Below are 19,583 nucleotides of genomic sequence, written 5' to 3'. Positions count from 1 at the left end.
CGACCGAGTTTTTGTGGCTGAATGGTTCTACTCCACCACGAACCGCAACTTGCTGGCATCCTTGCCCTTGCAGCGATCGTTCAGGAAAGTTTCGAAGCGCTTGCGGAGGTCATCCGGCGTGGTTGGTGATCCGCCTTGCAGCAGGGCATTCTTGATATCTTCGCTGGTGACGCCGATCTTCTCCAGTCCTGACAGCGCTTCCTGCACGGCGCTGACAAAGTCCGGGGTCACCGGGTCGGCCAGCTTCTTAGCCGCCACAAATTTCTTGATCAACTCACGGGCGGATGCCTTCAGCAGGTCAAGGTTGGCCTGAATGATCGGATCGTCCAGGTTGTCGAGCAGCGTCTGCTGCCAGCCGTCGAGAAGCCGGTCCAGTTCCTCATCCATTTGCTTGAGCACATTGGCGGCCGGCAGGAAGTCGCCTTGCTCATTGGCAGGGCGGAAGCTGCAGTGCGGGCAGTAGGGACTGGCAGTTAGCTCCGACTCCACCAGTGACGCGCAGCTCTTGAGCTTGTCGAGCTTGTCGTCGAAGGCGGTGAGTTGGCTGGTGGGCATCAGCGCGATTCCTGCCAGAGCGCGCATGGCGACCAGCCGCGAGTCTTTGCGCAAGGCAGACTTGGTCTTGTCTTCGGCCACACCCAGGCGCGCTCGCTGTGCTGGGCGATGTAGGCGTTGAGATAGTCCTTCTTGAGCTGGGCGAGGGTCTGCCGGCCATATGCCAGATTCTGGGCGGCATGCTGTGCATTGCGGTCCAGCGCGAGCTTGTCCAGGATGTCCTTGCGAGCGCTCTGCGCCTGCTTGACCCACGCGTGATCGCTGGACAGCACCATTTCGGCTTGGGACAGGTAGGCTGCTGTGCTGCCCAACTCAGTCACCAGAGCCAGCAGCTTCTCGACGGCGGCCAAAACATCGAGGTTCCTCTTCTGGGCGTCGATGTCGTCCGAGCCAATGCGCAGGTTTTTCAGCTTGCCGACCGTGTTGTACGGCGTCAGACCCTCGGTGAAAGTCTTCAGCGCTTCCAGGCGAGTGCGCCAGTCACGGGTTTCGTCGTCGGTGAGCAGAGGCTTGCCCCAGAAGGTGAGCTTGCCTTGCAGATCCGTACCCGCCGTCAGGACACGGCCGACCAGCTTGGAGACGGCTTCGAGAAGCTGCTTGACGGGTTCCTCAGAGCCTTGCGCGGCCAGTTGCGCCAAGCCGGGCGACAGGCCGAGTAGTTCAAACAGTGAACGCAGAACGGCGACGTTGATCTCTTTCGGCGCTTCGACATGCTTGAACTGCTTGAGCTCTTCGAGCCCGCGCTCGGCCAGCAGGGTGATCTTGCCGGAGTCGATTTTGTCGCCAGTGATCGCCAACACGATGTCGCCGGAGTAGACGAGGCCGCCCAGCACGGCCACCAGCAGGTCAGGCTCCAGGCGGAATTTCACCGGGTGGAAGTACTCCACGTCGGTTTGTCCGTTCAGCAGCTCGCTACGGTTCAGCACCTGGCCATGCCCCTTGGCCTTCAGGCGGCTCAGCACTTCTTGAGCGTAGCGTGATCGGCCTGGCTCGATGCGGTCACCGTCCAGCATCTCCAAGGCGTCGAGCACGGCATTGGCGTCTTTGGTGCGCGTGCCGCCGGCCAGCGCCTTCAACGCATTACTCACCAGTTGCTTGCGGTTGGATTCGGTGACCAGCACCGGGAATGTCGGGTACTCCGGCGAAACCTCGGCAAACTGCTGGTTGAGTGCCAGGCCAGAGACGACGTTGACGATGTCGCGAAAGTTCGCGCGCTCGTCAGACCCCAGGCGCAACTTGTCGCGGATGGAGACGCCTTTGGCCCAATCCTGCAGGGTCTTGGACTTGCCCTGGTAAGTGACCTCGAAGGCATTCATCTGCTTTTCCTGCAGCCACTTGCTCATGTCGCGCAGCGCGTCTTTCGCTTTGTCCAGGTAGATGGCCTTTGCGCCGCCGCTGGCAGTGGAGGCAAGGTCTTGCGCTGCCGCGTAGAACGACAGATGGCGCTTGATGGCGTCGTCCAGCACCTTGAGCCGAATGAACACCTCGTCCGACTTGCTTTCGTCGCGGAAGCGCGGCGGCTCAAACGGCTGGATGAAGTAGACGTAGAAATCGCGCTCGGGCTGGGCGGTGGGCCGATCGTTCGGCGCGCCGAAGAACAGGTAGCCGCTGCGGTGGACGCGGCGGTCTTGCCACTCAATCTCGTACTGCCATATTTGGTGACCGGTGACGTAATTGTTCTCGTCGGTGCGCTCCATCAACTGCTTGATGGCACCGTAGTAGGCGCGGTCCAGCACGTCGTCTGACAACGCTTCAGCGCGTTTTTCGATCTGGGTTTGGTAGTCGACGTCCTTCTTCAGGTCGAGGTAGTACTGTTCGGTGTCCGGGGCCTTGGAGATGAACTGGCCATTGACCGTCTTGACGATCTCCCGCAGGGTGGTCTGCACAGCGGTGAGCAGATCGTCCGCCGGGTCGCCACCCATGTCTTCGATTCCAGGCTGGTACAGGCACAGTGTGTCTCGCAGTTCGGCAGCGGTCGGCCCGACTGGTACGTAGATGTCGCCGCCCGTGGTTAGCCGATGCACCGACAGGCCCGCGATGACGCGCAGCGCCATCGGCTTGTACGCCTGCCGGGCGAATGCCTTCAGGACGCGTTCAGCGAGGACCTCAGACACCTTCAGGACGGGGCCGATGCTGGGATCGGAGCGCAGCACCGAGTTGGAGGTCACGGTGTCCCAAAACTGGTCGTAGCCGATGAGCCCTGGGCGATCGTTGGGAACTTCGTCATTCAGCACGGCCTGGATCTGGTCGCGCAGGGTGACCAGGGCACCACGCTTCTCGGTGAAGATCAGCCGCTCGAAGGTGCCGATGTACTCCGGGTGAACGGGGAACAAGCGCACGTACTCGTCCATGCGCTCGTTCATCGAGCTGTAGAACTTGGCGAACTTGGTGAGGTAAGTCCGGATCTTGTTCTGCTGGTCAGCGGTCTTCTTCAGCAGGCGCTCGGCGACCACAAAGCTGACGTGTTGCCGAGCCAGCAGCACTTGGGTAAAGCGGTCCTTCACACGACGCAGGCTGTCGGCGACGTGCTGGAAACGGCTGCTGTCGAAGATGGCTTCCTGCACGCCGGCCACGAAGCGGAAACGCAGGTGCTTGGTGACTTCGCCGATCTCACGCAGAAACGACAGGTCCAGCACCAGGTCGTGATCCTTGCGGGACCGCAGGTAGTCGAGAAACTCGTCGACCACCAACAGCACACCGTGGTTGGGGTGAACCTCGGCGAACGCGGCCATCATTTCCTCGAACGCCGCCTTGTTGTTGACCACCTTGTCGGCGGCCGGGAACGAGTAGCTGACACCGTTCCTTTCAAGGAAGAGCTCAAGCTCCTGGGTGATGATGTCCCGCAGCGACATCTGGCTGGAGATCTCGATGCGGTGGACCTTGAATTTGCCCGCGATCTGTCCCGCCGCATCTGCGACCTTGGGGTGGCGGATCATGGGCTGGTAAGCCGCGTCCTCGGCGACAAGGGACAGCACCGACATCAAGTGCGACTTACCGGTGCCGTAGTTGCCAACCACCAGCACGCCCATGTGGTCGACGGACGCGTCGAAGGAGAGTTGCGGAATCATCTGCTTGGCGATCCGCTCGGCCATGTCGTCGGACATGACATAGGTCGCGACGAGCTTCTTGGCTTCGTCGGGCCGATTGGCGTCGAGGAGTTGGATGACCGATTCGATCGGTTCGAATTGAATGAGATCGCCGTAACGCATGTGTTGTTCTCTTTTCGGTTACTGGATTTCAAAGGGGATCAGGCTGGTCAGGGCGTAGTCGCGATGTTCGGGATGCCCCATGTCGGCATAAGTCAGCCGGCCCGTTCTTGTGTCGCCCTGCAATTCGCCTGGCCAAACGGCCACGACGCGTCTGGCGTGAGCGTGTCGTTTCAGCAGATCGAGCGGATCGAGCTGGAGAGAGCGGTCGAACAAGATCTCGATGTTGTCCAGTAGCAGCAGGTCGCCGCTCGCATGCTGATCAGTTAGGTCACGCAGAATGGCGTTGGTCTGCAGGTGGCGCTGTTTTCGCGGGATTGCCGCAAGCCGGCGACCCAGCTCCGAACCAACGTTCATCGGTTCAGTCTTTGCCCGCTTTCCAAACGCAACCAGCAGTGCCGTCTTGCCAGTACGCGGAGCGCCGACAAGAAGGATCAGCTTGCTGTGGAGGGCTGCGACTTCGGTGGCCAAGCGTTCAAGTTTTTCAAGCATTGATGGCATACCCCCTGGCCGCGCCGCGTGAGGGCGAGTTGTTATTTTGCTTGCCCTGCCGCCACCGTTATCTTGATGGTATAAGCGGTGAATCATATTCCTGTAACGCCCCCCCCTACAAGCGAAGTTGGCGCTCATCCCGGGTTGTCGCTATTGGTTCAGCGGCCACCGCCACCTTAGTTGTTCGCGCGCCTGGCCCACTCGCCGAGGTAGCGGTAAGCGAGAGCATCGGCGCGTCTCCTGTCGGTAAACGGATCGACCACGCGGTTTTGCGTCCTGCGTTCGGAACGGGGAATTTCAGGCATGGATCAGTCCGCCCGGTTGAGCGTCGGGGGAATGAAGCCTTCCGGCGACAAGGCGCGAACGATCCCGCGCAGCAGATAGCTGTTGCTGAACCCCAGGGTGTATTGCCGCGCCCCTTCCCTGATCGGCAACAACATCCTGCGCTCGACCAGCTTCCTGATCTGGTAGGTTCGCTGTGCCGCCGACATCCCCGGCATCGCGGCCGCCAGATCGGCTGCCTTGGCCATGCCGCTCCTGGCGCCGATGTGCAGAACCCGCTCTTCGCTGGCCGTAATCAACTCCCGTTCTCGCGCGTAATCAATCGCGGGCGCAAGCACCTTGTTACTCAGGTAACCAAAGTCGGTCAGCCGATCCACTTTGCGCAACTCGTCCAGAATGCCCTGCAATACATAGACGCACCACGTTTCCAGCCCGCCCGGCGTACCGGTATCGGCGCTGGCCAACATGGCGTAGTAGCGGTCGCGATCGTTGCAGAAAACCGCGGTGGGGTTCAGCACGCGCCCGCCGGCCTTGACGTTGAAACCGTACTTGATCAGCAAGGCATAGGTCAGCAGGCGTACCACCCGGCCATTGCCGTTGCCGAACGGGTGTATCCAGCCAAAACGATGGTGCGCCAGCGCCACCTTGATCAGGTCATATTTCGGCGGCTGATTCTCGTTGATGAACGCCGCCAACGCCTGCATGTATTCCGGCACCTGGATGAATTCAGGCGGCAGGTGCGCCGGACTGCGCAATGCGCACTGCGTGCTGCCGATACGCCCCCGGCGTGGCGTCGCCCTCGCGCTCCAGCTCGTCGACGGTGATGGCGTGCAGTTTGCGGATGAAGTGTTCGCTCAGGCGATCGCCAGGTTGAATGCTCTCCTCGACGTAAATCATCGCCGACTCGATGTTCTCCATTTCCCGCAGTTGATCGGACGGCGGCTGGCGGGCGCCTCCCAGCTTGCTTTCCACGTAATCGGCCAGGGTCGTGTGGTTGCCCTCGATGCGCGCCGACCCCAGGCTTTCGAGCATGTGAAAAATGTGCTTGAGCTGAAAGAAGATCGGCGCCGGCGTGGTGTCCTGAAGCTGCAGGCGACGCAGATGCTCCAGCTCGGTCAACACATCCACCAGCGGCGAATCGAACGCCGGGTTGAGCACGTCAAGTCATGATGAACAAAGGCAGGCATCGGGCTCTTTGTGGAAACGGCTGAGAAGTTATCTCTAATCGACTGCAATTATCACCATAACAACAGGCTATTAGCTCATGCCTTCGCAAAACTTATCTTTGCTGAAGAGCCGACGGATGTTGACGGCGAAGGCCTGTCCAGATCCAGAAACGGCACCGCCGCCGCCCGGCGACGGTCGGGCCACCCTGCGGACTCGACGCGCTCAGAGCAGCCGGGTCCTGCCGCTGAGCAACTCCTGCATCATGGCGTTCTTGAGGGCGCGGCTCTTGTCGCGGCGGGCTTAGCGCCGACAGTTCGGCGTCCATAGCGGAGAGGACGGCCGCAATGACGACTTGTCCCCAAAGCACGTCGACGACGGTGATTGCAAGTCGCCGCGCACGCGGCGAGCTTGCAGAGACTTCCTTAGCGAATGAAGCGGTGCAGCGGGATGACTTTCAGCTTGCCGGAAAGACTGCCGATGTAAGCTGAAAGCTCCTCGATGTCCTGCGCCGAAAGGCTTTCTGCCTGGCCGTTCATCAGCGCATTCTTGCGGGCGCCGGACTTGTAATCGGTCATCGCGCGCGCCAGGTAGTCTGGATACTGGCCGGCGAGGCGCGGGATGTCTTCCGAAATCGGGGTATTGAAATCAGCGCCATGGCAGGCCGCACAGACCTCGGCCTTTTGCGGCGCTGCGCCAGCCCCGGCTTGGGCCGACGAGCTGACGACGGCCAACAGAGCGATAAGTAAGCTCGCTTTCATGGTCGATCCTTTATTTCTGCAGGCTGGAATAGTAGGCCGCGAGATCCGCCATGTCCTGCTCGGACAGGCTCTCGGCGATGGCGCGCATGGTCGGATGGCTGCGTGCCCCCAACTTGTACTCTTGCAAGGCATTGACCAGGTACACCGGCTGCTGCCCACCGATCTTCGGCACGTGATACACATGCGGCGAAGCTGTCCGGTAACCCGGAACGCCGTGACAACCTTCGCACATCGAGGTCTTGGCCTTGGCCGCCTCGGCGTTGCCCACCGGCGCCTGCGCGAACGCTGCGCCAGCCATTGCAAACACCATCAAACCGAGAATCGTTTTCATCGTTATCTCTCTAAAAAAGGCGGTCTGAAAACTTGGCCCGCGAGCGATTCAAGGATCGGAAAATCAGCTCGGCAGTATAGGAGTGTGCATCAAGCGGCGTCAATCGCCCATTTTCCCCCGGCCAGGCGTGCTTCCTGCCCGCCACGACCGCAAACTCGCTCGGCTTGGTGCCCACCATTATTGTCAGGCATCGCAAGACGACCGCCGGACAAGGCCTTCGAGGCCATCGACCGGCAGCGGGCGGCTGTGATGGTAGCCCTGGTAGGCGAAGCAGCCAATGCTGGCCAGAAACTGGCGTTGCTCTTCGTTTTCCACCCCCTCGGCGATCACTCTCAGACCCAGGCTCTGGCCGAGGGCGACGATGGTTCTGGCGATGGCTGCGTCGCTGGGGTTGGCGACGATATGGTGCACGAACGACTGGTCGATCTTCAGTTCGTCGAGCGGCAGGCGCCGGAGGTAGGAGAGCGACGAGTAGCCCGTACCAAAGTCGTCCAGCGAGAAAGCTACGCCGCGGGCCTTCAGGGCAGACATCTTGCTGACGGTATCGGCGACGTTGTCAAGCAGCAGGCTCTCGGTCAGCTCGAGCTTCAGTCGCTCAGGCTTGGCGCCGGTGCGTCGAATCACGTTGAGCAGTTGATCGACAATGTCGAGCTCATGGAACTGCCGGGCGCTGACATTCACGGCAATGGTAAGCTGCGCCATCTCTGGCTGGCTCGCCCAGGCCGCCAGTTGCCGGCAGGCAGCCTCGAAAACCCACAGGCCGAGCGGCACAATCAAGCCGGTTTCCTCGCTCAGCCGGATGAACTCCACGGGGAAGACCAGACCGCACCGGGGACTTTGCCAGCGTAGCAGGGCTTCGGCACCGCACAGCCGGCCATTGCTCCCGACCTGCGCCTGATAATGAAGCAGGAACTGCCCTTCCGCCAGAGCGCGGCGTAGATCCCGCTCCAATCTGACGCGCTCCTTCACCGCAGATTCGAGGGCGGGATCAAAGAAGTGGACCAAATTGCGACCGGCATCCTTGGACCGGTACATGGCCAGATCGGCCTGCTTCATCAAGTCCTCGGCGCTCACGTTGTGACCATCGAACAAGGTCACGCCAACGCTTGCTGTACTGCGTTGAGTGACCTGGCCAAGATGATAGACGTCGTTAAGCGACGACAGGATTTTTTGGGCAACCACCTCGGCGCCAGTCGCAGCCTCTTCGGCACTGCCATTCAAGGCTGCCAGAATGACGACGAACTCGTCGCCGCCGAAACGCGCGACGGTGTCTTCCTCGCGTACACAGTGAGTGAGTCGTCGCGCGACCTGCTGCAGCAGAATGTCACCGGTATCATGCCCGAGAGTGTCGTTGAGAGACTTGAAGTTATCCAGATCAATGAACAAGAGAGCGCCCTGGCTGCCACTGCGTAAACAGGTGGACAGGGTCTGCTTCAGGCGATCGAGCAAGAGCGTTCGATTGGGTAGAGCAGTGAGCTGATCGAAGAACGCCAATTCCCTGATTCTTTCTTCCGCTTGCCGACGCTCGGTGACATCCTCCCCGGAAGAAAGCGTGCCCGTCCGAGCACCAGCTTCGTCGCGCAGCAGGGTATTGTTCCAGGCCATGACCCGCTTCATGCCGGCCCTGGTGACGATGACATTTTCGTAACGCTCGACCAGCCGCGCATTTCCGGCCATCAGGCGGGCGAAGATCTGGCGACCAAGCACCTTCTTGCTGCCTGGCAGAAAGTTGTCGAACCAGTCCACGCCGATCAGGGTGCTTTCCGCTTCACCGAGAAGCTCAGCCCCCTTGCGGTTGACCATCATGATCCGGCCGTGCTTGTCGAGGCCCATGAGCATCACGCCGGCGATGTCCAGATAACGCTGGGCGCTGTCGCGTTCGCGCGCCAGTTCGCCCGTCCGTTCCGCGACCCGCAGCTCAAGATGCTGATACTGCGCGTCGATGATCCGTCGCTGCCGACGTTCCTCCAGGATGACCGCCAGCATGAAAGCGAAATTGCGCAGATGGTCGGCGTAGGGCGCGAAGGCCGTGCTGTCGCTGACGGTGAAGACCAGTTCGCCGAGTTCGTGAGCGCAGCAGGCGAGACGGAAGTGCTGCGTGGCATCTTCGTCGTCAGCCGACGACTGGGCGCGGAACTGCACTCGCATGACCCCGGGAATGTCTGTCAGCCCCTGCGTGACGAAGGGCAGGATCGAGTCATCCGGCAAGGAAGTGACGACACTCTGCATGAGCAGAAGCTGTCCAAGCACCCGCACATCCGGCAAGGCTGTCACTGGCACCTGGCGCCCCAGCAACTCAGAGTCTGTGAAAATATTCCCCGCTCTCCACCGCCAAGCCACGCACCTGGGTTATAATGACGAAGTCATTTACACTCCAGGTGACGACCATGCCCGCGACGCAAGCCCTGTTCCCCGACGATGCGATGCCCCCGTTGGACGTGAATGCGCCAGAAGCTGAGAAGGCAGCGCTACCGAAGGCGTTGGCACGAGTCTTGATGCCGAACCGCACGCAGCTTGAATGGCGTGCCAGCGATCTGGAGTCACTGCTGCCGCCTGGACATCGAGCACGGTTGGTATGGGGTTACGTCGAGCGACAAGATCTGGAAGGACTGTACGCCGGGATCAAAGTGACTGAGGGTGGCGTGGGACGTGCGGCGATTGCTCCTGAAATTCTGTATGCCCTCTGGCTTTACGCGACGCTGGAAGGTGTGGGCTGTGGGCGGGCCGTGGCCCGTCTGACCGAGTCCCATGATGCCTACCGGTGGATTTGTGGTGGCGTGCAAGTCAATTACCACACCTTGTGCGATTTTCGCAGCCGCCAGGGCGAGGCGCTCGACGATCTGCTGACCGACAACGTCGCCAGCCTGATGGCGGCGGGAGCGGTCAAACTCAAAGGGTGTGCGCAAGACGGCATGCGGGTACGCGCCAGTGCCGGTGCGGCGTCCTTCCGGCGGGAAGAGACGCTTAAAGCTTGTCGCGAAGAGGCGCGGCAACAGGTGGCCAAGCTCAAGGCCCAGTTGGATGACGACCCCGTGGGCGAAAGCGCACGCACACAAGCGGCGCAGCAGCGTGCGGTGGCCGAACGGGAGGCGCGCATTGAAGCCGCCCTGGACCGGCTGCCCGAACTGGCGGCGATCAAGAAGGGTCAGGGCAAGGAGCCGGATAAGGCCCGGAGTTCGACGACCGATGCCGACGCGACGATCATGAAGATGGGCGATGGGGGATTTCGGCCGGCCTACAACTTTCAGTACGCCGCCGACACCGAAAGTCAGGTGATCATCGGCGTTGAGGTCGTTACCGCTGGCACCGACCAAGGTCAGATGGTACCGATGGTCGAACAAGTCAGCGAACGCTGTGGCCAGGTCCCGGAGAACTGGCTGGTTGATGGGGGCTATCCGGGCCATGGACAGGTCGACGCAGTCGCCGACAACACGACCGTTTATGCCCCGGTGCCCAAGGCCAGGAACTCGGAAGTCGACATCCACCAACCGAAACCCAAAGACAGCCCGGCGGTCGCCAAATGGCGTCAGCGGATGGGCAGTGATGAAGCCAAGATCATTTACAAGCAGCGCGCATCGACGGCCGAATGCGTGAATGCCCTGGCACGCAACCGGGGTCTGAATCGACTACGGGTTCGCGGGCTGAAGAAAGTAAAGGCGGTCGCCCTACTCTTCGCCTTGGCACATAACCTGATGCGTACTGTCACGCTCGCACCCCACTTGGTTGGGATAGGGACAGGAACGTCCGTTGTTCCACAAATCGCCGGGTAACCGGGGAAAACAGGCAAAAAAGGGATAGATCAAGGGCCAACGGCAATCATTATCATGAATTAGGCATATTCTGCCCCGTGGTGGCGTTACCAGGGGAGCTTCGCCTCTACTGGCGCGAAGGCAATAAATTCACAACCTCTCAGCAGTGATTTGCCAGGAAGTCCTCGGGAGGGACGTAAAAAGGGTTGTGCACGACAGAGTCGCGGATCACCATCAGCGGATGCACTTTGAGAATCTGCATGATGCTTGCCCCATCAAAGGCAGTCGCGTCGTACTGGCATACGGCGGTAATCGGATGCTCGCGAAGCAGCATGGTGACGCGTGCTTCGTACTCCAGAAGATGGGAAATACCCCCCAAGCGCAGCACGTCGGCCATCATTTCGCCGATGACGCGAGCCGCCGGAAAGCCGTCGGCGAGCGCATCCCGGTAGAACTTCCGTAGCAAGCCAAGCAAGCGATCGGGGTCGAAACAACCGTCTGCGAAGTAGACCTCGCTGGCGCCTGTTTTCGAGAAAGCCCCCCTGGCGGTGTGCTCGGCAAGTGACAACGAATGCTCGGCAAGGTAGCTGCCCAGTCGAGCATCGTCCAGGTCGTCGCTAAAGCAGGCCACCCGCTCGCCAGCTTCCAGACCGCTGCGCAAGAACTTCAGAACGGCATCCAGACGGTCCTCGTCCTTGCTGAAGATCTGACAGACATGCACGCCGGCGGGGAAATCCTGCCGGGTGAATCCAAGTGAAACCTGGTGTGGTTCAGTGGACACGGTTTCTGCTCCGTACGAAGGATCGAGGCACATTCGCGATGTGCAGGGCCGCTCTGCCGCCCCCGCTGGGACAAAAACTCGTAGCCGATGATTGACCGAGCACCATGATTTCCCGGAACAGCTGATCGCACCGGCAGGATCACCCATTCGCCGGCCCCCGTCAACGGGAAGGGTTTTCCATCGCCGCAAGCGAGATTTTTGGGGAAACAGGAACAAGAAAGCAGGCTTTTTCCTTTACTATTCTTCCGGCGCATGACCAGACCAAACACCGTCCTTCGCCAAGCCCGTTCCTGCTCTGCGGAACGGTGCTCGCACTCCCGCACTCCCGCACTCCCGCACTCCCGCACTCCAGTATTGACAGCTGACAATGGCCGCCCGGTGAGTATCAACCGACTGACGCAGTTTCACGAAGACCCGGTAATCATCGCCTGGTGGCAAGCAAGGCTGGGCACGGCGCTGACCTGGTGCACGCCAGGCAGGAGGCGCACGGCGCTGGCCATTGCCGCGGTCGTAGCCGGCGTCATCAGACCCGTGCGCGAGATGGGCCGAGCGGACGACTTGCCGGTTCCATCGGACTGGCTGGGCCTGGCTTCCCTGGTGCTGGCGCTGTTCGCCATCCTGTGGCTTGTTTACCAGGCAGCCGCGCATTTCCGCTCCTTGCCGGCCAGCGTTCGGCGCCATCCGCAGATCAGCCTCCATTTGCTGTACTGGGGCGGCCTGGCGCTGCTATGGCTGACCGTCCCGACCGCTGGCGCCTGGCGGGAGCTGCTGCTGGGCATCGCCATCATCTTCCCGTATCTCATCTGGCGCTGCGGCTACCTGCTGCTTTCCGGACAATACGGCCGTGCCGCGTCGACGCGCTTTGTCGACCAGCTCATCCCGCTGTGGCCGGCATTCGGCGGATCCAACACGCCCTACGGCAAAGGACTGGACTACCTGTCGAAATGCGAAGCCAGGAGCGATGAAGAACTCGCGCGTTCGCAGCTCGCGGGGATCAAGCTGGTCATTCTTGGCCTGCTCTGGGATGCCGCGATGACGCTGATGGAACGGACCTTCTACGGGCCGGAGAATGCCATCCCGCGGCTGGACCAACTGGTCGCGCAAGGGGGGCAGGCGCCTTTCCTGGCCTCCTGGGCGAGCCTCTATTGCGAGCTCGTCTGGCAGGTTCTTCGCCATGCGGCGCATGGACACATGATCATAGGCACCCTGCGCCTGTTCGGCTTCAACGTCTTTCGCAATACCTACAAACCGCTGCTGTCGGAATCCATCCTGGAGTTCTGGAATCGCTATTACTACTACTTCAAGGAGCTGATGGCGAACTTCTTCTTTCTGCCGACTTTCACGCAACTGGGGACCAGACTACGCAACTGGCCACGCCTGCGCCTGCTGGCGGCCGTGTTCGCCGCAGCTTTCGTCGGCAATATGTATTATCACCTGCTGAACATGGAGACGCTGGTTGCGCAAGGATACGTCTTCGAGGCCGTGTATACTCTCAGGTCGCGCTTTTTCTACTGTTTCCTGCTGGCCATTGGCATTTATGTCTCGATGCGAAGGCAACAAAGCCGCGGCGGCAAGCCGCTTGCCGCCGGCCATCTGGCACGGATCGGAAGAATTTTTGGCGTCTGGACTTTCTTTGCCCTGATCTTCATCTGGAACGTAAGGAGCAGCACTCCATTTCTCGCCCGAGTGGAGTTCTTCCTGAGCCTCTTCGGCTTCGCCTAAACCCCTTTACGGAGAACGCTTCGCCCATGTTACTCGACCTGAAAGTTGGCAATCTCACCGAGCCGGTCAGTGGCCGCAGCTGGGATGGTCCGGAAATCCACCGCCAGGTGGCGCGCCGCATCGCACGCTTCAAACGCCATCAGCTGGCGGCAGGTGATCGGGTCTTTCTGCCCTTCGGCAATCGGCTCGAATTCTTCGTCGAATTGCTCGCCATCTGGCGCCTTGGCGCCTGCGCCGTGCCGATCGACGCACGCCTGACGCCGTTCGAGATCGACACCCTGGTCAAAGCCGCCCTGCCGCGACTGGCGGTGGTCGACGACGCCACTGACGCCGCGGTGCTCGAAGCGCTTGGCGCAGCGGGCGTTGGCGTCATCGACACCGTCGACACCGGCGAAGAGGAAGCGCTCGCCGGCCGCAGCCGTCTCGACGACGACGCGCTGATCCTGTTCACTTCGGGCTCGACTGGCGCGCCCAAGGGTGTCGTCCACACGCATCGCTCCTTGCGTGCGCGCTGGGTATCGCTGCGTGAGCAGCTTGGCGTTACCGCTTTCGAGCGCACACTGTGCCTGCTGCCGACGCATTTCGGTCATGGGCTGATCTGCAACTGCCTGTTCCCATGGCTTTCCGGTCAGCACCTGTTCATTACGCCGCCGTTCAAGCCGGAGATCATCATGCGCCTCGGCGCGCTGCTCGACGAACACCGCATCAGCTTCATGTCTTCGGTTCCTTCGATCTGGCGTCTGGCGCTCAAACTGGCGCGCCCGCCGAGCGCCGGCACGCTGCAACGCGTGCATTGCGGCTCGGCGCCGCTGTCGGCGCACGTCTGGGACGAGATTCGCCGCTGGACCGGCACCCGCCAGGTCTGTAACGCCTACGGCATCACCGAGACGGGCAGTTGGGTGGCCGGCTTGAGCAACGCCGATTGCGCCGCCGAGGACGGGCTGGTCGGCGAGGGCTGGGGAGCGGTGGTCAAGGTGTTGCGCACCGCCGACACCTCCGCGCCGCTCGACGCCGATAGCGAATGCCAGGCTGGCGAGCTGGGCTTCGTCTGGCTCAACACGCCAGCGCTGATGAAGGGCTATTTTCAGCGCGACGACCTCACCGAAAATGCGGTGATCGACGGCTGGTTCCTGACTGGCGACATCGGTTTCATGGATGCGCAGGGCCGGCTGGTGCTACGCGGCCGCGAGCGCGACGAAATCAACAAGGGCGGCATGAAGATCTACCCGGCCGATATCGATGCCGTCGTCGAGCGCTTCGAGCATGCCGCAGATGTATGCACCTTCGCTATCGATGACGCCATCTATGGGCAGACAGTGGGCATCGCCATCGTCCTCAACAAGCGCGACGACGAGACCGTCCGCGCCCTGCACAAATGGATGACGGTGCATCTTGCCGAACACAAGCTGCCAAGCCGCTGGTGGATTGTCGACGAAATACCACGCACCTCACGCGGCAAAATCAATCGTGACGCAGTGAATGCCGCCTGTATCGGCCTGCCATCGCTAGAGCTGCCGAAAATCCTGGCCGGGGGAGAGAAGGCGTGAGCGAGGAAAGGCAGCAGCAACTGCAGGAGCTGATCGAATTCCTGCGCAGCATCCAGAAACCGAACAAGCCGATCGAGCAGATTGGTGCGGACGAAAATCTGGTCACTTCGGGACTGATCGATTCGCTGGCCTTAGTGGAGATCGTCGTTTATCTCGAAAACACCTACGGGATCGACTTCTCGACGCACGGCTTCGAACCGGAACGTCTTTCGTCGATGACCTCAATTCTTGATTTCATTGAGCAAGCGCGCACATGAGCATGGAAAACAATCACCGCCGCGTAGCGGCTGGCGATCGCCTCAGAGAGTCGCTGGCCAGCACTGGCCTGGTGTCCTTCATCGGCGTTTATGACGTCTTTTCGGCGACCCTCGCGGCCCGCCATTTCGACAGCCTTTTCGTCAGCGGTTTCGGTTTTGCCGCCAGCCATTATGGGCTGCCCGATGTCGGCTTCATCACCTGGACCGATATCGTCGCCTTCGTGCAGCGCCTGCGTACGGTACTGCCAAAGCACAATCTGCTGGTCGACATCGACGATGGCTACTGCGATCCGGAAGTCGCCTGCCACGTGGTCTCGGTCCTCCAAGCGGCAGGAGCGTCGGCGGTCGTTCTTGAGGACCAGAAACGCCCCCGGCGCTGCGGTCACTTCGAAGGCAAGCAGATCATGGAGCTCGACGAGTATCTGGCCAAGCTCAAGGCAGTACTGGCAGTTCGCCGCGACATGCTGGTGATCGCACGCACCGATTCGTCGGATCTCGACGATATCGAGCGCCGGGTGTCGGCATTTGCCGACGCCGGCGCCGACGCCGTACTCGTTGATGGCCTGAAGAGCCTGGATACCGTTCGCGAGTTGTCGAAGCGGATCGATCGCCCCTTCTGCTTCAACCAGATCGCTGGCGGCAAGTCACCGGCCTGCACGCAAAGCGAACTGCGCGATGCCGGTGTCTCGCTGATCATTTACAGCACACCCTGTCTTTTTGCAGCGCAGGCAGCAATCGACGATGCCATGGCGACACTCAAAGCCCAGGATGGCACCCTCGCCGGTAGCCCCATCGGAGTCAGCGAGTGTACGCGCGTGCTGAACGAGAACCTTCTGCGCAGGGACAGTCGTAGCCGCTAGTGGGAAGCCCCTACCTCGCCGCTCCATTTTGTGAGGCTTCATCAAACCTGCACGGCCGCCTGCCAGAGTTCACGCACCAGAAAAGCTTTCAGGAAAATCAAGCAAATGACTGCAACAGCGACATTGCGCGACAGCACCCGCGTTGATTGGCGAGGCCTTGCCTGGGCCTATCTGTTCTTCTGGTATTTCTCAGGCGTCACGCATGTCTTGCTGCAACTGAGCGGCACCACCGGGTCCTACGGCCTGCGCCAGGCAACCATTGCCAGCTTCCTGTGGCTGATCCCGCTGCTGCTTTTCCCGCAACGCGCGCGCCCGATCGCCGCCGGCATCGGGCTCGTGCTGTGGGCCTTCTCACTGGCCAGCCTCGGCTACTATTGCATCTACGGGCAGGAGTTCTCGCAGAGCGTGATTTTCATCATGTTCGAATCGAACCCGGCCGAAGCAAGCGAGTACTTCGCGCAATATTTCGCCTGGTGGATGGTGCCCGCTCTCCTGATCTACAGTACCGTGGCCTGGCTGTTGTGGCGCCGGGTGCGCCCCGTTCACCTCTCGCGCCGTGCGGCATGGATCAGCGTGCTATTGATCGCCTTTTCCCTGTTGGCCTTTCCGCAGATCAAGAACCTTCGCCGCGGCGCCCTCTCCGCAGCCCTGGCGGCGGAAACCATTCAGACGCGCATGGAACCGGCAGTGCCCTGGCAGATGGTGGTGGGCTACCTGCAGTACCAGGAGCAGCTTGCGGGCATGCAGGAATTACTCGATAAAAACAAGAAACTGCCGCCAATAGAGAACCTCGTCGACCCCAACAATGGCCAGCCAACAAGCTTTGTACTGGTGATCGGCGAATCGACCAACCGCCAGCACATGAGCCTTTACGGCTACGCGCGCAAAACGACGCCGAAGCTGGACGCCCTGCGCACGCAACTGACCGTCTTCAACCAGGTCATCGGCCCACGTCCCTATACCATCGAGGTACTGCAGCAAGCACTGACTTTTGCCGACCAGGAAAATCCCGATCTTTACCTGAGCACGCCATCGCTGATGAACATCATGAAGCAGGCCGGCTACAAAACGTTCTGGATCACCAACCAGCAGACGATGACCAAACGCAACACCATGCTGACAAACTTCTCACAGCAAATGGACGAACAAATCTATCTCAATCACAGTCGCGAACAGAACTCGCGCGCGTACGACGACAACGTTCTCGAACCTTTCCAGCAGGTCCTCGCCGACCCCGCCGAGAAGAAGTTCATCGTCGTCCATCTGCTCGGCACGCACATGAAATACGAGTACCGCTTTCCGCCAGAATTCGCCCACTTCAACGATCGTAGTGGCCTCGCCGAATGGGTGACGGAAGAGCAGGTGCCGGTGATCAACAACTACGACAACGCGGTGCTCTTCAACGACCAGGTGGTGGCCAGGCTGATCGACATCTTTGCAGCGACAGAAGCACACGGCCTCCTGGTGTATTTCTCCGACCACGGCGAGGATGTTTTCGACTCGCCCGGGCACAAGGTCCTGGGCCGCAATGAGGGCCGGCCGACCGAACCAATGTACGCCGTACCCTTCCTGATCTGGGAATCTGAAGACTGGAAAGAAGCGCACCCGCGCGACCTCAGCGCGTTCGTTGACCGCCCCTACCAGACTTCGCATTTCATCCATACCTGGGCCGATCTGATCGGTTTGCGCTTCGCGGGTTTCGACCCGAGCAAGAGCCTGGTCAACTCGGCATTCAAGGAACGCCCATTGCTGGTCGGCGACCCGGCATCACCAAAAGGCTTGATCGACCTGCACACCCGACTGCCCGCTCAGCAATAGACGAACGAACCCGGTCACCGGGTCACCCTTTCCGCGGGAAAGTTCTGTCCGTACGGGGCCTCGCCGAGACGACCGCCGAGCCCGACTCGATGCGCGTAATTGCGTATTGACGGCTCCTGTGCAGGCACCGATACTCCCTGCCCTGACGGTGGCTTCTTGTTCGCCGCCGCAGCAAAAAGACGGGAACCCCCTCCCATCCCCGCGCCGGCCCGATCGCCGCGTACAGGGCCGGGTTCTCGTGCCCCCTCGGCAGCAACGGAGATGCGACGTGATTGGTCATTTCAAGCGTTCGACGCGACGCCTGTTCGCCCTGCTTCTCAGCATTCCGCTGGTGATCCTCGCAGGCGGGCTGCTGTACATGTCCGGCATGGACTACCTGGAGAACAACCCGCGCGATTTCTGGGCCAGCATTGAGTGGGCCGCCGAAACACTGACCACCACCGGCTACGGCAGCGACTCGCGCTGGACACATCCGGCGATGATCCTGTTCGTCATTTTTTTCGAGTTGGTCGGCATGTCATTCTATGTGCTGATCTTCCCGGTGTTCTTTTTGCCCTACTTCGAGGAGCGCTTCGAAGCGCGCCTGCCGGGAATCCTGCCGGAAATGGCCGGACGCGTGCTCATCCATCGCTACGGGCCGGCGGTTGACTCGCTGATCGAGGAACTGCGTCGTGTCGGTACGGCCGTCGTCGTCCTGGAGCAGGATGAACGCCAGGCCCGTCGTCTTCGCGATCGTGGCTACGACGTGGTCTTCGGTGCCCTCGACGAGCAACCCGGGATGCTGGCCGGTGTGGAAAGGGCGCAGGCGCTGATCACCAATGCCGACGACCACGCCGACGCGACTTTCATCATGATGGCGCGAGAACGCGGCTACACGGGAACGATCCTGGCACTCGCCGAAGAGCCCCTGCATCGTCCGCCGATGGAGAAGATCGGAGCCACCGCGGTGTTCACTCCTTCACACGTGCTGGGTGCAGCGCTGGCGGCCCGCGCCAGCTCGCGTATCAGCCCCAAGGTGGAAGGACTGCAGCTGCTCGGTGAGCGGGTCGGCATCGCCGATTTTCGCGTCCAGGCCAGCAGCCCACTGGCGGGGCAGCGTCTCGGCACGCTGCGCATGCGCGCACGCTACGGGGTAACAGTGATCGGGCAGTGGAACGGTGGCCGTTTCGCCCCTGCCCAGGGCCCGGAGACGCGTATTCAAGCTGGCGCGATCCTGGTTGCGGCCGGGGCGCACGCCAATCTGGCGAGGGTCGAACGCATGGCCACGCCACTGCGCCGTTACGGCCCGATCGTGGTCGCGGGTTACGGCGCGGTAGGGCGCAAGGTGGTGGAGATGTTGCGCGACGCAGGGGAGTCGATCATCGTCATCGACGAGCGGCCGGACGCGGCGGTCGATGTGGTCGGCAACATATTGGAGCAAGGCACGCTCGAAGCCGCCGAGGTGCGCAAGGCGCGTGCGCTTGTCCTGGCGCTGAGTAACGACAGCGCCGGGGTTTTTGCGACCGCGGTGGTCCGCGATTACGCTCCGGAGGTACGCCTGATCGCGCGCGTGAATCTGGCGCCGAACGTCGCCCGCCTGTACCAGGCAGGGGCGGATGTCGCCCTCTCGGTGGGCCAGGTGGCCGGCCAGATTCTCGCCCACTACCTCCTGGGCGAGGACGCGGTAACGGTGGAACAACGGCTGAAGCTTGCCCGCGTCGCGCCAGGCACACTGGTCGACGGACACCCATGGCAGGCAGGTATCCGGGAAAAAACGGCCACCGCGGTGGTGGCGGTGGAACGTGGCACCGAGGTGCTGGTGGAGTTCGACGAGGCTTTCAAGCTGCGCGCAGATGACATCCTCTTCGTCTGCGGCACGACGACCAGTGTCGACAGATACATGCGCGAGTATCGAGCCAAACCGGCAGAGCGGCCGCCGACGCCGCCAGATCCTTCCGCATGAACGCTGCGCGGCAGGCGCTGACAAAAACGCTCAGTAGCCATCCGGTAGTGCCTATCATTCGGCTTTTGCAACCAGCAGGTGGAGACCGATGCGAACAAGCGGTACGGAAACAGGCA

General features: G+C 61.3%; 13 protein-coding genes and 2 pseudogenes. 7 read left to right on the top strand and 8 right to left on the bottom strand.

Annotated features, from left to right (window positions below; genetic code table 11):
• Positions 1-27 precede the first annotated feature (27 nt).
• From V5B40_RS03315 to V5B40_RS03285, 7 genes and pseudogenes are all read right to left on the bottom strand, one after another.
• Positions 28-3,764 (bottom strand): annotated as a pseudogene (locus V5B40_RS03315) (DUF6079 family protein).
• Positions 3,765-3,782: 18 nt separating this feature from the next.
• Positions 3,783-4,253: a BREX-3 system P-loop-containing protein BrxF gene (gene brxF / locus V5B40_RS03310; protein ID WP_332353188.1), complete on the bottom strand. Its 471-nt coding sequence runs from the start codon at positions 4,251-4,253 to the stop codon at positions 3,783-3,785.
• Between the two features lie 176 nt (positions 4,254-4,429).
• Entirely contained in the window at positions 4,430-4,558 is a 129-nt protein-coding gene (locus V5B40_RS03305) for a hypothetical protein (protein ID WP_332353187.1), read from the bottom strand.
• Between the two features lie 3 nt (positions 4,559-4,561).
• Positions 4,562-5,722, bottom strand: a pseudogene (locus V5B40_RS03300) (Fic family protein).
• A 402-nt stretch (positions 5,723-6,124) separates the two neighbouring features.
• Positions 6,125-6,460: a c-type cytochrome gene (locus V5B40_RS03295; protein ID WP_169068236.1), complete on the bottom strand. Its 336-nt coding sequence runs from the start codon at positions 6,458-6,460 to the stop codon at positions 6,125-6,127.
• 10 nt (positions 6,461-6,470) lie between these two features.
• Complete coding sequence (locus tag V5B40_RS03290; protein ID WP_332353186.1) at positions 6,471-6,791, bottom strand: c-type cytochrome; 321 nt, start codon at positions 6,789-6,791, stop codon at positions 6,471-6,473.
• Between the two features lie 183 nt (positions 6,792-6,974).
• Entirely contained in the window at positions 6,975-8,777 is a 1,803-nt protein-coding gene (locus V5B40_RS03285) for a putative bifunctional diguanylate cyclase/phosphodiesterase (RefSeq protein ID WP_434735822.1), read from the bottom strand.
• A gap of 401 nt (positions 8,778-9,178) precedes the next feature.
• On the opposite strand from V5B40_RS03285, the gene V5B40_RS03280 reads away from it, so the two are divergent.
• On the top strand, positions 9,179-10,561 hold the full coding sequence (locus V5B40_RS03280; RefSeq protein ID WP_332353184.1) for an IS1182 family transposase: 1,383 nt from the start codon (positions 9,179-9,181) through the stop codon (positions 10,559-10,561).
• A 139-nt stretch (positions 10,562-10,700) separates the two neighbouring features.
• On the opposite strand, the gene V5B40_RS03275 is transcribed toward V5B40_RS03280, so the two are convergent.
• A complete protein-coding gene (locus tag V5B40_RS03275; RefSeq protein ID WP_332353183.1) occupies positions 10,701-11,321 on the bottom strand; it encodes an MEDS domain-containing protein in 621 nt (206 codons plus the stop codon).
• A 378-nt stretch (positions 11,322-11,699) separates the two neighbouring features.
• On the opposite strand from V5B40_RS03275, the gene V5B40_RS03270 reads away from it, so the two are divergent.
• The 6 genes from V5B40_RS03270 (at position 11,700) to V5B40_RS03245 (ending at position 19,467) form a co-directional block, all read left to right on the top strand.
• A complete protein-coding gene (locus V5B40_RS03270) occupies positions 11,700-13,043 on the top strand; it encodes a hypothetical protein (protein ID WP_332353182.1) in 1,344 nt (447 codons plus the stop codon).
• Positions 13,044-13,069: 26 nt separating this feature from the next.
• A complete protein-coding gene (locus tag V5B40_RS03265) occupies positions 13,070-14,590 on the top strand; it encodes a class I adenylate-forming enzyme family protein (RefSeq protein WP_332353181.1) in 1,521 nt (506 codons plus the stop codon).
• Complete coding sequence (locus tag V5B40_RS03260; RefSeq protein WP_332353180.1) at positions 14,587-14,847, top strand: acyl carrier protein; 261 nt, start codon at positions 14,587-14,589, stop codon at positions 14,845-14,847. The genes V5B40_RS03265 and V5B40_RS03260 overlap by 4 nt, the downstream gene beginning before the upstream one ends.
• A complete protein-coding gene (locus V5B40_RS03255) occupies positions 14,844-15,707 on the top strand; it encodes an isocitrate lyase/PEP mutase family protein (RefSeq protein WP_332353179.1) in 864 nt (287 codons plus the stop codon). The genes V5B40_RS03260 and V5B40_RS03255 overlap by 4 nt, the downstream gene beginning before the upstream one ends.
• A gap of 105 nt (positions 15,708-15,812) precedes the next feature.
• Positions 15,813-17,525, top strand: coding sequence for a phosphoethanolamine transferase CptA (gene cptA, locus V5B40_RS03250; RefSeq protein WP_332353178.1), 1,713 nt, complete (start codon positions 15,813-15,815; stop codon positions 17,523-17,525).
• Between the two features lie 268 nt (positions 17,526-17,793).
• A complete protein-coding gene (locus tag V5B40_RS03245; protein WP_332353177.1) occupies positions 17,794-19,467 on the top strand; it encodes a potassium channel family protein in 1,674 nt (557 codons plus the stop codon).
• Positions 19,468-19,583 lie beyond the last annotated feature (116 nt).

Origin of the sequence: Candidatus Accumulibacter meliphilus, assembly GCF_036625345.1 — a bacterium.
Classification (GTDB): Bacteria; Pseudomonadota; Gammaproteobacteria; order Burkholderiales; family Rhodocyclaceae; genus Accumulibacter; species Accumulibacter meliphilus.
The sequence above is the reverse complement of the archived record's forward strand: the minus strand, read 5'-3'. Positions and strand labels throughout refer to the sequence as shown.

Excerpts from the sequence above, each read along its gene's own strand:
- brxF (WP_332353188.1), bottom strand. The coding sequence starts at position 4,253 with ATGCTTGAAAAACTTGAACGCTTGGCCACCGAAGTCGCAGCCCTCCAC.
- V5B40_RS03305 (WP_332353187.1), bottom strand. The coding sequence starts at position 4,558 with ATGCCTGAAATTCCCCGTTCCGAACGCAGGACGCAAAACCGCGTGGTC.
- V5B40_RS03295 (WP_169068236.1), bottom strand. The coding sequence starts at position 6,460 with ATGAAAGCGAGCTTACTTATCGCTCTGTTGGCCGTCGTCAGCTCGTCG.
- V5B40_RS03290 (WP_332353186.1), bottom strand. The coding sequence starts at position 6,791 with ATGAAAACGATTCTCGGTTTGATGGTGTTTGCAATGGCTGGCGCAGCG.
- V5B40_RS03285 (WP_434735822.1), bottom strand. The coding sequence starts at position 8,777 with ATGCTGGCGGTCATCCTGGAGGAACGTCGGCAGCGACGGATCATCGAC.
- V5B40_RS03280 (WP_332353184.1), top strand. The coding sequence starts at position 9,179 with ATGCCCGCGACGCAAGCCCTGTTCCCCGACGATGCGATGCCCCCGTTG.
- V5B40_RS03265 (WP_332353181.1), top strand. The coding sequence starts at position 13,070 with ATGTTACTCGACCTGAAAGTTGGCAATCTCACCGAGCCGGTCAGTGGC.
- V5B40_RS03255 (WP_332353179.1), top strand. The coding sequence starts at position 14,844 with ATGAGCATGGAAAACAATCACCGCCGCGTAGCGGCTGGCGATCGCCTC.
- cptA (WP_332353178.1), top strand. The coding sequence starts at position 15,813 with ATGACTGCAACAGCGACATTGCGCGACAGCACCCGCGTTGATTGGCGA.